The sequence below is a fragment of the Chlorobium sp. genome (assembly GCF_049593655.1).
Classification (GTDB): Bacteria; Bacteroidota; Chlorobiia; order Chlorobiales; family Chlorobiaceae; genus Chlorobium.
In genome coordinates this window covers 14742-28406 of sequence record NZ_JBAWHG010000031.1, presented here as the reverse complement: position 1 = coordinate 28406, position 13665 = coordinate 14742, and the positions used below count along the sequence as shown (strand labels likewise).

The following is a 13665-nucleotide window of genomic DNA, read 5'->3' as shown; positions in this document are numbered from 1 at the left end:
ATATACTGCTGCAGGGACTCCTCCCGGCAATGCCGGGAGTTTTCCTTTGGTCCTTTTCGTCCCCTTGTGTCTTTTCCTTACATAACCAGCTCGAACTTCTCCTCAAGAGCTTCGCGGTCCTGTCGGTCCATGAATGCGCTGAGAATTTTTTCGACAAGTCGCAGCGAGCCGCTGTAGCCTATGTTCGGGAAGTAGCTGTGTCCGATCCTGTCGAGGATAGGAAATCCGAACCGCAGGAACGGAACGTTCTCGTCGCGGGCGATGTACTTGCCGTAGGTGTTGCCGATAAGCAGATCCACCGGCTCGTTTTTCATCCACTGGTGAAGCAGGAACATGTCTGCGTTCAGGCCATTCTTGAAGTTCGCTTCCGGAATCCTCTCGAGAACCTCTTTCATGCGTTTTTCAAAACGCTGGCCCGGAGTGCCGCTGACGATGTGAATCGGCTTCATGTTCAGGTCGAGCAGGAATTCGGTCAGCGGAATGAGCTGATCGGGATCGCCGAAAAGGGCGACTTTCTTGCCGTAGAAGTACTGTTCCATGTCGGTCATGACATCGACGAGCCGTCCTCTTTCGGCAGTGATCTCATCGGGAACCTGAACTCCAGTCGCCTGGCTGAACGACATGATGAAGCGGTCGGTTGCAGAGAGGCCGATCGGCATGTCCACGGTTTCAAACGGCACCTTGCATTTCTTTTCGAGAGCTATTGCCGCCGGTTCCGCGCTGATGCAGCCGAGAGCCAGGGATGCGGTGCTGTCGCCGATGCTTTTCAGTTCCTCGATCGTTGTGCCGCCTTTCGGATAAAACTCGTGTTTGCCGGTTTGCGGAGCGTCGAGCACATCCGACGTGTCCGGGAAGAGCACGATTTTCACTCCGAACTCTTTGGCGAGCTTCTTGATTTCACGCATGTCGGATGGTTCCATCCATCCGGCGATAATGTTGATCTGGTCTTTCTTTTCCCCTGTTGACTGGGCGAACTGCTCGGCAATGCCTGTCACCATGTTGGCATAGCCGGTTACGTGCGAGCCGACGAAGCTCGGCGTGCTGGCGTAGATCACATATTTGCCTTCCGGAATTTTCCCGTCATCTTTGGCTTTTTTCGTGATCTGCTGCAAGTCGTCGCCGATGGTTTCCGACAGGCAGGTCGAGTGCACGGCAATGATATCAGGTTCGTAAACCGAAAAAATGGTTTCGATTGCCGCGAGCAGGTTTGCCTGGCCGCCGAACACGGAGGCTCCTTCGGTGAAAGAACTGGTTGCCGCCATAACGGGCTCCTTGTAGTGGCGGGTCAGGGTGCTGCGATGATACGAGCAGCATCCCTGTGAACCATGGCTGTGAGGCAGACAGCCGTGAATGCCGAGCGCCGCATACATGGCTCCGATCGGCTGGCAGGTTTTAGCCGGATTGATCGTCAGCCCTTCACGCGCTATAACCTCTTTTGGTGTATGTCTTAATAGCATAATTTCAATAGTCTCCTTTTTCCTGGTTACTGTGTGACATAGGTGGCTTCGAGTTCCGCCCCTTTTGGGTTTCCGGCTTTTTCCCAGGGGGCCTTGATCAGCTTCCAGACCGGGTTGTTGACCATGCGGTCGATATCCCTGTAGAAGTTTGTCGCGCCTACAAAGCCGGTGTAAGGGCCGCCGTAATCATAGCTGTGCAGCTGTTTGAGGGGCACACCCATTTTCTGTACCACATATTTCTCCTTGATGCCGGCGCAGAAAATATCGGGCTTGTAGATTTCGATCAGCTTTTCAGATTCGTAGTGGCTGACGTCATCGACGACAAGCGACTTTTTCATCATCTGCTTCATCATGCCCTCATAGCCGTTGATTTCCAGCCCCTTTTCCTTCAGCGCTTCAAGCTCGGCTTCGGTTTTTCTCGGCTGGTAGAGTTCCGGATCGGCTACGATTTTCAGCTCTTCGATGTTCTTGCTGTCGGCATCGACCTTGATGCTCGGCAGCACATGACGGCCTTCATAGTCGTCGCGGTGAGCGAATTCGTATCCGGCGGCTACCGTTGTCATGCCAAGCTCGGTAAAGAGATCCTGGTAGTGGTGTGCGCGCGATCCGCCGACAAAGAGCATGGCGGTTTTTCCTTCGGTTCTCGGGCGGATATCGTCAATCACGGCTTTCACTTTCGGCATCTCTTCGGCGATCACCTCTTCGACCCTGGCTTTCAGCTCTTCGTCTCCAAAATATTCCGCGATCTTGCGCAGTGATTTTGCGGTCGATTCTGCGCCGACGAAGTTCACCTTCATCCACGGGATACCATATTTGGTCTCCATCATCTCGCCCATGTAGTTGATCGAGCGATGGCACATGATCACGTTGAGATCGGCAGTATGGGCGTTTTCAAGCTGGCCGACGGTCGAGTTGCCGCTGAAGGAGGCAACCAGAGTTATACCCGCTTTCTCGAGGATGCGCTCGATTTCAAAAGCGTCGCCGCCGATGTTGTACTCGCCGAGCAGATTCAGCTTGAATTTGCCTTCCGACGGAGTGTTGTTGCGTCCGACCATGTGCTTGAACACGCCGTTGTTTGCGATGTGGTGTCCTGCGGACTGACTGACGCCGCGGTAGCCTTCGCAGCTGAAACCGAAAACGTTGCAGTCGCCGAACTTCTCGCGCATCTCTTTTGACGCGGCATGCACGTCATCGCCGATCAGGCCGACAGGGCAGGTCGAGAAGATCGCGATGGATTTCGGATGAAAAAGATCGTAAGCCTCCTGGATCGCCTGTTTCAGCTTCTTTTCGCCGCCGAACACCACATTCTCCTCCTGCATGTCGGTCGAGAAGCAGTAGGTGATATAGTTTTCGTGTTCCGGAGTTTCCGGTCTTGTCTGGTTACGGCGGGTCAGCCACGCATAGAAGCTGCAGCCGATAGGTCCGTGAACGATGTTGACGATGTCGCGTGTCGGGCCGAGCACAACACCCTTACAGCCTGCATAGGAACAGCCGCGCTGCGTAATGATACCAGGAACGGTACGGACGTTTGCCTGTACTTCCGGTATGGTTTCCGGGTCGTTGATGATAATCGACTTCGTGCGTTTCTTCGCAACCTTCGCCGGATATCTTTGTGTCAGCTCCTCCCTGACTTTGGAAGGATCTGGGAAATGTATGTTCGCCTCCATGTAACTGTCTCCGTTTACACCTTTAAAATGTTCTCTGTTAGTTCAGCGCTTCATTGCCTTCTTCACCTGTTCTCACCCTGATGGTTTCAACAATCGGTGTGACAAAAATCTTGCCGTCGCCGGGGTTTCCGGTCTGGTTGGTCCTGATGATGGTATCGATTGCCGTTTTGCATAACTCTTCAGGGACGACAACGGTAAGAATTCTTTTGGCAACCAGCCGAGGTGCATTGCCGAGCTGCGCGATGGCCTCGGGATGGCCTGTCTCTGCGCCTTTGAGAATGTCGAAGTGAACCTGGCCTTTGCCGCGGCCCATCACCCTTCCGGTAGCCGTGAATGCAGGGATGCCTGCATCGATGAGCGCCTTCTTGGTTTCGTTCACCTTGTTGATCCGGATAACTGCGATAATTTCTCTCATCAGGCCTCCTTCTCTGCAAGCATTACTTCGGTTTCCTGTTCACCCGAGCTGATGGTATAGACCTCCTCGACGGCGGAAACGAAAATCTTGCCGTCGCCGAATTTTCCTTCGGGTCCCGATTTCGCATGATCCATGATGGCCCTGATCACGAAATCCTTGTCGGCATTGGGAACCACGACGAAGAGCATCTCTTTGGGGAGTTCATCGTAAACGACATCACCGACGCGAAGACCGCGCTGTTTTCCCCGTCCCACAACCGAGATTTTTGTAACGGCCGGGTAGCCTGCATCGAGCAGTCCCTGCATGACTTCATGGACTTTTTCCGGTCTTACGATTGTTCTGATCATTAACATGTGCGAGTTCTCCGTTTATTAGTTAGCAATTCCAAATTCAATGAGAAGCGATTCGAGCTCTTCGATTTCCAGCGGCTTGGGAATGACGAACATCTCGTTTTCGTCGATTTTCCTGGCAAGCGCACGGTATTCGTCGGCCTGACCGTGTGTCGGATCGTAGTCGATGACGGTTTTGCGGTTGATCTCTGCGCGCTGCACAAAGTTGTCGCGGGGCACGAAATGGATCATCTGGGTGCCGATTTTCTTGGCAAGCTCTTCGATCATCTCACGCTCGTTGTCGACCTTGCGGCTGTTGCAGATAAGACCGCCGAGACGCACACCGCCCGCATCGGCGTATTTCAGGATGCCTTTGCAGATGTTGTTTGCCGCATACATGGCCATCATTTCACCGGAGCAGACGATGTAGATCTCTTCGGCCTTGCCGTCGCGGATAGGCATGGCGAATCCTCCGCATACGACGTCGCCGAGCACATCGTAGAACACGTAATCAAGATCCCATTCCTCGTCGTAGGCGCCAAGCTGCTCGAGCAGGTTGACCGAGGTTATGATGCCGCGGCCTGCGCAGCCTACGCCAGGTTCGGGTCCGCCGGATTCTGTACAGCGGGTGTTTCTGTAACCCTCTTTGATGATATCTTCAAGTTCTACTTCTTCACCCTCCTCACGCAGGGTATCGAGAACGGTTTTCTGCTGCAGACCGCCGAGCAGGAGACGGGTAGAGTCGGCTTTAGGGTCACAGCCGACGACCATGACTTTCTTGCCCATTTCCGCAAGACCGGCAACTGTATTCTGTGTCGTGGTTGACTTGCCGATGCCGCCTTTTCCATAAATCGCTACTTTTCTCATGTTCGTTCTTATTTAGGTTTTCATTGTCTTCTGTATAAATAATGCAGGGGGTTTTCTCTTGCTGCCTGATTATTTATGATAATTGTAAACAAAAGGCGTGCCAGAAGGGGTCGCTTGAACGGGTTTGTTTTTTCTTTTATTCCCGATCGGCCTCAACTCTTTTTTTTATAAGGGATTCCCGTTTTCATCCGGGCATCTTTTTTTCTTCGAACAGGCGTATTTTTTTAGTCGGTCGGGATTTTTGCAGCAAAAAATATCTACAGTCCTGTAGGATATTTTTGAAAGCTACATTTCAGTATAATTTTGCCGACTGATCATACAGACAGGTGCACTTCTCCGGGTATTTTCCGGTTTCAGAGGAATGCGGCAGGCGACGGTATCGTCCTTTTTACCGGTTTTTTTCGTATTTCGGAGGCGGGCAGGGAGGTCGCAGGCGGCCGTTTTGCCATCGAGAGAGAGGCGAGCCCATGCTGTGCCGATTTCCGGAACTGCCGTCGAGGGTCAGTTATCCTGATGTCACTGACATTGTTGACTTATACGATCGGGAGTGTTCCGGAAAAACACTTTTCTGTAGCTTTTCTGTTCGGAGCGTAGCCCTGATTTTGCCATGATCATGGCCGGATGGCGGGATGTTTCTGTCCGGACGGTTCGATGCGCCGGAGGTGAAGCTGCACAAGCGAACCGGCAAACACCTGAAGCGTTCCGTTTTCATTTCGGAATCTAACCGTCGCAGGCCGTTCTCCATGGGGAGATCGGGCAGGTTTGTCTTATCTTTCCTGTTATAGAACGGTGGCGGCGTTTTTTTAATTGAACCATTGGGGCAAAAATTTGCCATAACATCATGCAGACACGGCAACTCGGCAGTACGGACATGCATCTGACGCCTCTGGGTTTCGGAAGCTGGGCAATCGGAGGAGGGGACTGGGCTTACGGATGGGGAACCCAGGATGACGCCGAGGCCATACACGCAATTCAGCGGGCAGTTGAACTCGGCATCAACTGGATCGATACCGCTGCGGTTTACGGGCTCGGTCATTCGGAAGAACTGGTTGCCAGGGCACTTGAGGGGATGGAGCACAAACCTTACGTGTTTACCAAATGCTCGCTGGTCTGGGATGAACGCCGCCGGATGAGCAGCAGTCTCAAGGCCGATTCGATCCGTCGCGAATGCGAAGAGAGCCTGAAACGACTCAAGGTCGACGCTGTCGATCTTTACCAGATACACTGGCCTAATCCGGAGCCCGACCTTGAAGAGGGATGGCAGACAATGGCTGCACTCAGGGAAGAGGGGCTTGTCCGGCATATCGGGGTCTCGAATTTCACTGTCGATCAGATGCGCCGGGTTATGCAGATTGCGCCTGTCGCGTCCCTGCAGCCACCCTATTCAATGCTTCGGCCTGCAGTGGAAACGGAAATTCTTCCTTTCTGCATGGAGCGCGGAGTCGGTGTGATCGTCTACTCGCCCATGCTTTCCGGTATGCTGACCGGGGCCATGACGCGCGAACGGGTTCAAAACTTTCCGCCGGATGACTGGAGGCGGGAAAACAAGGAGTTTCAGGAGCCCCGCCTGACCGCAAATCTTGAACTGGTCGAGCTGCTTCGCAGCATCGGTTCTCCTCACGGACGTTCGCCTGGCGAGGTGGCCATTGCATGGACCCTTCGCCATCCGGCAGTTACCGGGGCTATTGTCGGAGGACGCAGCGCCGCCCAGGTTGAAGGCATTGTCGGGGCAGGGGAGTTCAGGCTCAGTGTGGAGGAGGCTGATCTTGTCAAACAGCATATTGCCGGCATGCCGGGATAAACCCGGAGAGCCGTAGCGCAGCATAAGAATGAAGCGTTTCAGCAGCCGAAACGGGGGACCCATTTTTTAAGGACATCCTGAAGGTCCTGCATCATGACCGGTTTGGTAATGAATGCATTCATTCCGGCATTCAGGCACTCATCCTTGTCTTCCTGCGTTGCATTGGCCGTCATGGCGACGACGGGTATATCGGGATTCCCAATTCCCGTTTCCGGATTTCTGATCGCTTTAACCGCCTCGAGCCCCCCCATGACCGGCATCTGCAGATCCATGATTACCAGCGTGTAGTCGTTTGTTTTCAGGGCCTCCAGCGCCTCTATGCCGTTTGTTGCGGTATCGACCGAGAAATCAAGCTTCGAGAGCATTGCCGCGGCTACCTTCTGGTTGATGATGTTGTCTTCAACCAGAAGTAATCTTGTTTTGTTTTTCAGGCCGCGTGCTTCGGAGGGTCGGGATTCGGGGCTTTCCCCGGGCTGTTCGGAATTTTTTGGGGGCTGGGTGACTGCAACGGAGGCTTTTTTCGTCTCTTCGGTCGTCTTCATGAACGGAAGGGTGAACCAGAACTCGGAGCCGGTGTTTTCCGTGCTTTTGAGATTGAGCTTGCCCCCCATGAACTCCACCAGTTTCGTGGTTATTGCCAGACCGAGCCCGGCTCCCCCTTCTTTGCGCGTGGCGGATGAGTCGAGCTGGGTAAACCGCTGAAAAACCAGCTCTTTTTGTGCTTCGGGAATACCTATGCCGGTATCCCGGACCGCTATGCGCAGGATAAGCTTCTCGGGTGTTTCTGACACCGCTTCGATGTTTACGACGACCTCCCCCCTGTAAGTGAATTTGATGGCGTTCTGAACCAGATTGATCAGTGCCTGCTGCAGATAAACCGGATAGCCGAGAAGCGTTTCGGGTATTTCTTCGGGAATGCTGATGGTCAGGAGAAGACCTTTTTTGAGAGCGTTGTCGTTCAGGAGTGAAAAGATTTCGCTGCAGATGGCCTTGATGTCGAGCAACGATGTTTCCTTGTCGAGCTGCCCCGATTCGATTTTGCTGAAATCGAGAATATGGTTGATCAGTTGATGGAGCTGACGGGCGCTGACATAAGCGGTGTTTGAATAGCTTCTCTGCTGGCTGTCGAGTTCGGTTTCGAGCAGCAGTTCCGTCATGCCGATGACGCCGTGCAGCGGGGTGCGGATTTCATGCGACATGTTGGCCAGAAACTCGCTTTTTGCCTTGCTTGCAATTTCCGCCTCTTTTCTGGCCTTTCTCAGGCTTTCGATCAGAATGCGCTGTATCTCTTCGTTTTTCTGTGCGTTCTTTTTTTCTTCCTCGAGGGAGAGATTGAGATTGCGGGCGTTTTCCAGTGCGGCTTCGATCTGGCATTTCTGTTCCCTTTCCGATCGTTGCAGTTCCCGGAGATCACTGTTCAGTACCGATATGATTTTATAAAGTTCGTGCAGCGGATGATCGGAACACAGAAAACTCCGGTTTTCATCCACAGAGTAGGTGTCATCCAGCAGAATCTGGCCGCAGATTTCAGCAAAGTCATTCATCTCCTGCCGGGTGATGGTGATTACTTCAAGCTTGTGCTGTTCAGCTGAAATGACCGACTTTCTATTGATCAGGTCGAACGCATCCTCGACGGCCGGAACAAAAACGAGATGCTGCTTTACATAGGAGGCGATGGAACGAAGCATTGTTCTGAAGAGCAGCGATGCTCCGCAGATATAGGTGATTTCAGCCTGGCAGTTGTATTTGCTGTGCAGCTTGTTCAGGGCGTTCGCATAGAGCAGACGGGAGTTGATGGGCAGTTTGACGACTCCTGAAAAATCAGCTATCCTGATGTAGCGGCTGTTGGTGAAATGCTCGGTACTGAGGAGCCGCTCAAGAGCCTGGATGGCTTTTGATGCGCATTCCGGCTGCAGATCTCCGCCGAGGGAGGTGAACATCAGATGTCGGCCGGGTATGATGCCTATTCTGTAATAGGCTTTGCTGTTTTCGTATGCCCATTCCGGGTTGAATTGAACCATCGCCATGTTCACAGGGCCGCTGGTTTTTCTGTTGTCCGGAAGTGGTATCATGGTTTTTTTCTTCACACCCTCCTCGGAGGGTATTCGCCCGCGCTGCTGCACCTGCTGCGGCAGAGTCCGGTGCAGGATAATCGATAGTGTGCTTCTGGTGAGTTTTGCGTGTAATATAGGTAACGAATGCGATACTATGCAAGTCAGGCGCTTTTGAAGCGGTTCCGGAGGTCGTGTTTGTTTGAGCCTATGGTCTGAACTTCCGATAGTCGATGTTGAATTTTTTGACCCGGAGTCCCATGATCCTGTCGGAGAGGCCGAGCTGCGCTGCGGCTCTGGACATGTTGCCCTTGGTTCGTTTCAGCGCTTCGATGATCATTTCGTTTTCAATCGAATCGAGTTTCTGCTGCAGCGAGCCGGTATAGGGAGTGCCGCTCGACTCGGCGGTCTGGAGGCTCGGCGGCAGATGGTAGCCGTGAATGACGTTGTCTTCACTGAGAATGACCGCCCGTTCGATGCAGTTTTCCAGCTCACGGACGTTTCCCGGCCAGTGATAGCGCATCAGCATGTCTATCGATGTGGTTGAAATACGCCGTACCCCTTTCTGGTTGACCCGGTTGTATTTTTCGACAAAGTAGTCGGCAAGCAGCAGAATATCGGTTTTTCTCTCCCTGAGGGGAGGGACGGTTATCGGGAAAATATTCAGCCGGTAGAACAGGTCCTCTCTGAACCGGCCATCCCTGATCAGTTCTTCCAGGTTCCGGTTCGTTGCTGTTATTACCCTGACATCGACCTTGATGGTTTTCGATCCACCCACCCGCTCGAACTCCTTTTCCTGCAGAATACGCAGCAGCTTTGCCTGTACAGTCAGGCTGAGTTCGCCGATCTCGTCGAGAAAAATGGTGCCGGTATGGGCAAGCTCGAACCGTCCCTGGCGCATGCCGGAAGCTCCGGTAAAAGCGCCTTTCTCATGGCCGAACAGTTCGCTCTCGACAATGCTTTCCGGAAGAGCCGCACAGTTGAATTTGATGAAAGGCTTTTCGGCGCGTCGGCTTTTGAAGTGGATGGCACTGGCAACCAGCTCCTTTCCGACTCCGCTCTCTCCCAGTATCAGCGTAGTGGCGCTGGTTTTTGCGATTTTTTCGATCATCTTGAAGAGGGAGAGCATGGGCTTCGAGTTGCCGATGATGTTTGCCGGGCGATCGGTTTCATCACTCTCTTCTTCAGGTTTTTCATCCTCCCGGTAAAGCATGATCAGGTTTTGTCCCGTCCGCTGGGCCGACGGGGTTTTTCCGTTCATACTCTCTTCATGGGCGAGCTGACGGAGCCTCACCGCCTGAGAGATCATGGATGCGATGATGGAGAGCAGGTCGACATAATGCTGCATCATATCCATCCGGTCGCTTTCAGCCTTCACCCGTTTTAACGGGTCGGAAGGCAAGGCGGGTTCGATCTGGCGGTCGGCACTGAGCGTTCCTATGATTTCCGTGCCCGATTTGATGGGGATGCAGATAAAACAGAGATCATCTATTTTTGTTTTCTGACGGGAACGGGTGCGGTCGAGAAAGAGCGGCTCATCATTGATGTTCGGCACCAGAACGGGTTTGCCGGTTTTAACCACCTGTCCGATGATGCCCTCTCCGATCCGGTATCGTCCCCGCTCTTTTTCCTCTTCGCTCAGCCCGAATGATTCGTTGATGAATATTTCGCCGCTGTCGCGGTTGAGAATCGTGATCATCCCGCGAAGCATGTCCATATGCTCCGACATGATGAACAGGACAAGACGGAGTACCTTGCTTATATCGTGCTCAATCGTGACGGTTCTGCTGACCTCGGCCAGAAGGCTGATGCTGCTGTCTTCTTTTTTCTGGGGAACGAGCATGTCTGTTAGGGTAATGTGGACCTTGTCTGAAAATGTGACCGATAGATGGTTTGCAGTTCATTTTCCGTCAGGGCCCGCTTTTTCTTGCCTGCAGCTCTCCGGACAGCCGGAAGCAGTTTTCCGCTCTCTTCTTTTGAAATCGCGATGCCCTGAGAGCTGTAAAAGTGGTGAATGGCTGCACTGCCCGAATGTTTTCCTATAACCAGTTCATGCTCTTTTCTTCCTACCTGTTCGGGAAGATATGGCTGATAGGAGAGCGGATTCTTGAGAAGCGCGGCGCAGTGAATGCCCGATTCATGCTGAAAAGCCGATTTGCCGACAACCGGTTTCTGATCCTGTATGGGGCGGCCGGCCGCCTGGCTGACGGTTTCGCACAGCAAGGCAAGACGGCAGGTATCGAGAGACGTTGCATACTTTCCCGAGAGTTCCAGAGCTATGGCAAGCTCTTCAAGTGCGGCATTGCCTGCACGTTCACCCAGGCCGGTTACCGAAACGCTGACGGCGGCACATCCGGCTTCGAGGGCGGTAAAGGCATTTGCCGTAGCCATGCCGAGATCGTTGTGGGCATGAAATTCTATCGGCAGCGGACATGCGGCTTTAAGCCGGTGGACAAGCTCGATTACCGAAACCGGCGTCGCTATGCCGACGGTGTCGGCAAGCCTGAGCCTGTCTGCTCCGCAGTCCGCGGCATCTGATGCGAAATCCAGCAGCACCTCCGGTGCAGCTCTTGTCGCATCCTGTGCACCGACACTGACAAAACTGAAATATTTTTTCGCTCTCGGCACCAGATCCTGCAGCTGCCCTTGTACCCACTGGTAATCTTTTTCCATCAGCTGCATGTAGAGATCCGAAACCGGAAAACTGATATGCACGGCTTCTGTTCCGCTGGCTGCGGCGTGTTCGATATCCTGCCACACCGCGCGGGCCCATCCGGTCAGCCGGAGCGGAAGATTGAGGGCTGCTATGGATTTTATGGCGGCGCGTTCTTCTTCACTTATGGCCGGATAACCGATTTCCAGTTCGTTGACTCCGGTTTCGGCCAGCAGGCAGGCGATCCGGGTTTTTTCCCCGGCGCTGAATGCCACTCCCGGAGCCTGTTCCCCGTCCCGCAGGGTAGTGTCGATGATCCACGGTCTGGCTCCGGCCTCATTTCGTCTGGTTCCTTCCTTTTTCATATCGATTATCAGTTTACTGTTCATCGTGCTGCTGCCGGAATACGCCTTATTAATCGTTTTATTAAGGGATATAGTAAAATTTTCCTTAATAAGTTAGGGCTAATATTGATAAAATAATAAAATTTCAGACATTTTGGTGCTATTGTGAGAAAAAGATAGTAATGCTCCGGATGACAGGGATTTACAGGGGGAGCTGTGTGGCGCAGGGTGGTCGTCAGGTGTCGAAAAATCCGATAAACGGCAACTGACGGTAGTGTTCCCCGTAGTCGATGCCGTAGCCGAAAACGAACCGGTCGGGTATGGAAAAGCCTGTATAGGCTATCCGGACCGGGTGTTTGCGAGCAGCAGGCTTGTCGAGCAGCGTACAGATGCCCAGAGATGCGGGCTGCTGTTTCGAGAGTTCGTCGGTGATGTGCTGCAGGGTAAGCCCTGTGTCGACAATGTCTTCGATCAGGAGGACATGCCGGTTTGCGACAGAAAGGCTGTGGCGCAGGGTTACGCTTCCCGAGGAGATTTTTGCCGCGCCATAGCTCGATGCAGAGAGAAAATCAAAGGTACAGGGCACCGTTATGCATCTTGCGAGATCGGCAGCAAAAACGAATGCACCCTTCAGTATCGTGATGAGAAAAAGAGGTTCTGCTGTGCCGAGGTTCCTGAAATCTTCGGAAATTGCGGCACCCAGTTCCGCAACCCGGTTCCTGATGGTTTCTCCGGAGAAGAGCGGGGTGACGGATGCGGCGGTTTCTGTGGTGTTCATCGGTTTTGCGGATAGATGGTTGCTACGGAGTTTCCTCATCATAACGCTGAAGCTCGTTCAGATACAACTGCTTCTGTATCGTGTCGAGCGATGAGGCGATAAACGAATTCCGTGCGAGCTGCACGAGGTCGCTCCGCTCGAATCCGAGAGCGTCTGCAGCTTCGATATAGTTTTCGTTGACATACCCTCCGAAATAAGCCGGATCATCGGAGTTGATGCTGACGCACAGTCCTCTCTGCAGCATGCGTTTCAGGTTGTGCGCCTGCATGGAGGGAAACACCCTGAGCCGGATATTCGAGAGCGGACATACCGTCAGAGGGATCTGTCGCCGCACCAGTTCGGCAACCAGGCGCTCATCCTCCATGCAGCGCACCCCGTGATCGATACGGCTGATCTGCAGGATGTCGAGGGCCTCCCGGACGGAGGCTGCGCCCTCTTCCTCGCCGGCATGCGCAACCGTCATGAATCCCTCCCTGCGAGCGAGTTCGAAGAGGTTCCGGAACTTCGACGGGGGGTTGTTCCGCTCTGCGGAATCAAGTCCTATGCCTGTTATCGAGCGCCTCCAGGGGAGTGCCTGACGGAAAATTTCCATGCCTTCACGTTCACTCAGGTGACGGAGAATGCACATGATGAGTTTTGTCGAAAGGTTCAGGTTGCCGTGAGCGTCCCGCAGCGCACCCTCGATTCCCCTGATGACGGTTTCGATGGCAATGCCCCTTGCCGTATGGGTCTGCGGATCGAAAAACACTTCCGCATGACGTACGTGCTGTGAAGCGGCTTTCCGCAGGTAGGCAGTGGTCAGGTCGTAAAAATCCTCTTCGCGGATCAGCACGGAGGTTGCGCGGTAGTAGATATCGAGAAACGACTGCAGGTCCCTGAAATCATAGGCCCGGCGGGCGCTTTCAGCATCGGGCCAGGGCAGTTCGACGCCGTTGCGACGGCCGATTTCGATCATCAACTCAGGCTCGAGAGCTCCTTCTATGTGCAGGTGCAGTTCCGCTTTCGGCATGCCTGCAATGAACGTGGCAAGCGTTGACACGATAACAGGGTGTTGAGGGGTTCAGGCGCCGTGTGCGGCCGTCATGACCGTGACGGCCCGGCCCTTTTTCAATGTAGGGAAAATATTTGCAACACTGCTTTCCGGAGTCTCGGGCAGCAGGGTTTTCTTGGCAGTTTTTGCGGAAAATAGAACGCTATGAACTATACTTCAGTAAAAGCATACGGTACGCGGTTTTCAGTCTCCTCCTGCGAACGGTGTCCTGCCGGAACTGCTGCATCCGCAGCAGACAGATGCTTGTTTTTC

General features: G+C 53.5%; 11 protein-coding genes. 1 reads left to right on the top strand and 10 read right to left on the bottom strand.

Features of this window, described 5'->3' with window-relative positions; all coding sequences use genetic code 11:
• Positions 1–77 precede the first annotated feature (77 nt).
• The 5 genes from nifK to nifH are packed head-to-tail and all read right to left on the bottom strand — an operon-like array spanning position 78 to position 4735.
• Positions 78–1457 carry a nitrogenase molybdenum-iron protein subunit beta gene (nifK, locus tag WBP50_RS04775; RefSeq protein WP_423932054.1) on the bottom strand — a complete coding sequence of 460 codons (1380 nt, stop codon included), beginning with the start codon at positions 1455–1457 and terminating at the stop codon, positions 78–80.
• A gap of 26 nt (positions 1458–1483) precedes the next feature.
• Positions 1484–3124, bottom strand: coding sequence for a nitrogenase molybdenum-iron protein alpha chain (gene nifD / locus WBP50_RS04770; protein ID WP_423932053.1), 1641 nt, complete (start codon positions 3122–3124; stop codon positions 1484–1486).
• 37 nt (positions 3125–3161) lie between these two features.
• Positions 3162–3539, bottom strand: coding sequence for a P-II family nitrogen regulator (locus WBP50_RS04765; RefSeq protein WP_423932052.1), 378 nt, complete (start codon positions 3537–3539; stop codon positions 3162–3164).
• Positions 3539–3892, bottom strand: coding sequence for a P-II family nitrogen regulator (locus tag WBP50_RS04760; RefSeq protein WP_423932051.1), 354 nt, complete (start codon positions 3890–3892; stop codon positions 3539–3541). The genes WBP50_RS04765 and WBP50_RS04760 overlap by 1 nt, the downstream gene beginning before the upstream one ends.
• An 18-nt stretch (positions 3893–3910) precedes the next feature.
• Positions 3911–4735 carry a nitrogenase iron protein gene (gene nifH / locus WBP50_RS04755; RefSeq protein ID WP_012465649.1) on the bottom strand — a complete coding sequence of 275 codons (825 nt, stop codon included), beginning with the start codon at positions 4733–4735 and terminating at the stop codon, positions 3911–3913.
• An 841-nt stretch (positions 4736–5576) separates the two neighbouring features.
• Here nifH and WBP50_RS04750 point away from each other — a divergent pair.
• On the top strand, positions 5577–6536 hold the full coding sequence (locus tag WBP50_RS04750; RefSeq protein WP_423932050.1) for an aldo/keto reductase: 960 nt from the start codon (positions 5577–5579) through the stop codon (positions 6534–6536).
• 38 nt (positions 6537–6574) lie between these two features.
• On the opposite strand, the gene WBP50_RS04745 is transcribed toward WBP50_RS04750, so the two are convergent.
• The 5 genes from WBP50_RS04745 to WBP50_RS04725 form a co-directional block, all read right to left on the bottom strand.
• The gene (locus WBP50_RS04745; protein ID WP_423932049.1) at positions 6575–8563 is read right to left on the bottom strand and encodes an ATP-binding protein; all 1989 of its coding nucleotides are present in this window, start codon (positions 8561–8563) and stop codon (positions 6575–6577) included.
• A 232-nt stretch (positions 8564–8795) separates the two neighbouring features.
• Positions 8796–10430: a sigma 54-interacting transcriptional regulator gene (locus WBP50_RS04740; protein ID WP_423932048.1), complete on the bottom strand. Its 1635-nt coding sequence runs from the start codon at positions 10428–10430 to the stop codon at positions 8796–8798.
• A gap of 5 nt (positions 10431–10435) precedes the next feature.
• Positions 10436–11605, bottom strand: a complete 1170-nt coding sequence (gene nifV / locus WBP50_RS04735; RefSeq protein ID WP_423932047.1) for a homocitrate synthase — start codon at positions 11603–11605, stop codon at positions 10436–10438.
• 214 nt (positions 11606–11819) lie between these two features.
• Positions 11820–12362, bottom strand: a complete 543-nt coding sequence (gene hpt / locus WBP50_RS04730; RefSeq protein ID WP_423932046.1) for a hypoxanthine phosphoribosyltransferase — start codon at positions 12360–12362, stop codon at positions 11820–11822.
• A gap of 22 nt (positions 12363–12384) precedes the next feature.
• Positions 12385–13401, bottom strand: a complete 1017-nt coding sequence (locus WBP50_RS04725; RefSeq protein WP_423932044.1) for an adenosine deaminase — start codon at positions 13399–13401, stop codon at positions 12385–12387.
• Positions 13402–13665 lie beyond the last annotated feature (264 nt).

Coding starts and splice junctions, on each gene's coding strand:
- nifK (WP_423932054.1), bottom strand. CDS start 1,457: ATGCTATTAAGACATACACCAAAAGAGGTTATAGCGCGTGAAGGGCTG.
- nifD (WP_423932053.1), bottom strand. CDS start 3,124: ATGGAGGCGAACATACATTTCCCAGATCCTTCCAAAGTCAGGGAGGAG.
- WBP50_RS04765 (WP_423932052.1), bottom strand. CDS start 3,539: ATGAGAGAAATTATCGCAGTTATCCGGATCAACAAGGTGAACGAAACC.
- WBP50_RS04760 (WP_423932051.1), bottom strand. CDS start 3,892: ATGTTAATGATCAGAACAATCGTAAGACCGGAAAAAGTCCATGAAGTC.
- nifH (WP_012465649.1), bottom strand. CDS start 4,735: ATGAGAAAAGTAGCGATTTATGGAAAAGGCGGCATCGGCAAGTCAACC.
- WBP50_RS04750 (WP_423932050.1), top strand. CDS start 5,577: ATGCAGACACGGCAACTCGGCAGTACGGACATGCATCTGACGCCTCTG.
- WBP50_RS04745 (WP_423932049.1), bottom strand. CDS start 8,563: ATGGCGATGGTTCAATTCAACCCGGAATGGGCATACGAAAACAGCAAA.
- WBP50_RS04740 (WP_423932048.1), bottom strand. CDS start 10,430: ATGCTCGTTCCCCAGAAAAAAGAAGACAGCAGCATCAGCCTTCTGGCC.
- nifV (WP_423932047.1), bottom strand. CDS start 11,605: ATGAAAAAGGAAGGAACCAGACGAAATGAGGCCGGAGCCAGACCGTGG.
- hpt (WP_423932046.1), bottom strand. CDS start 12,362: ATGAACACCACAGAAACCGCCGCATCCGTCACCCCGCTCTTCTCCGGA.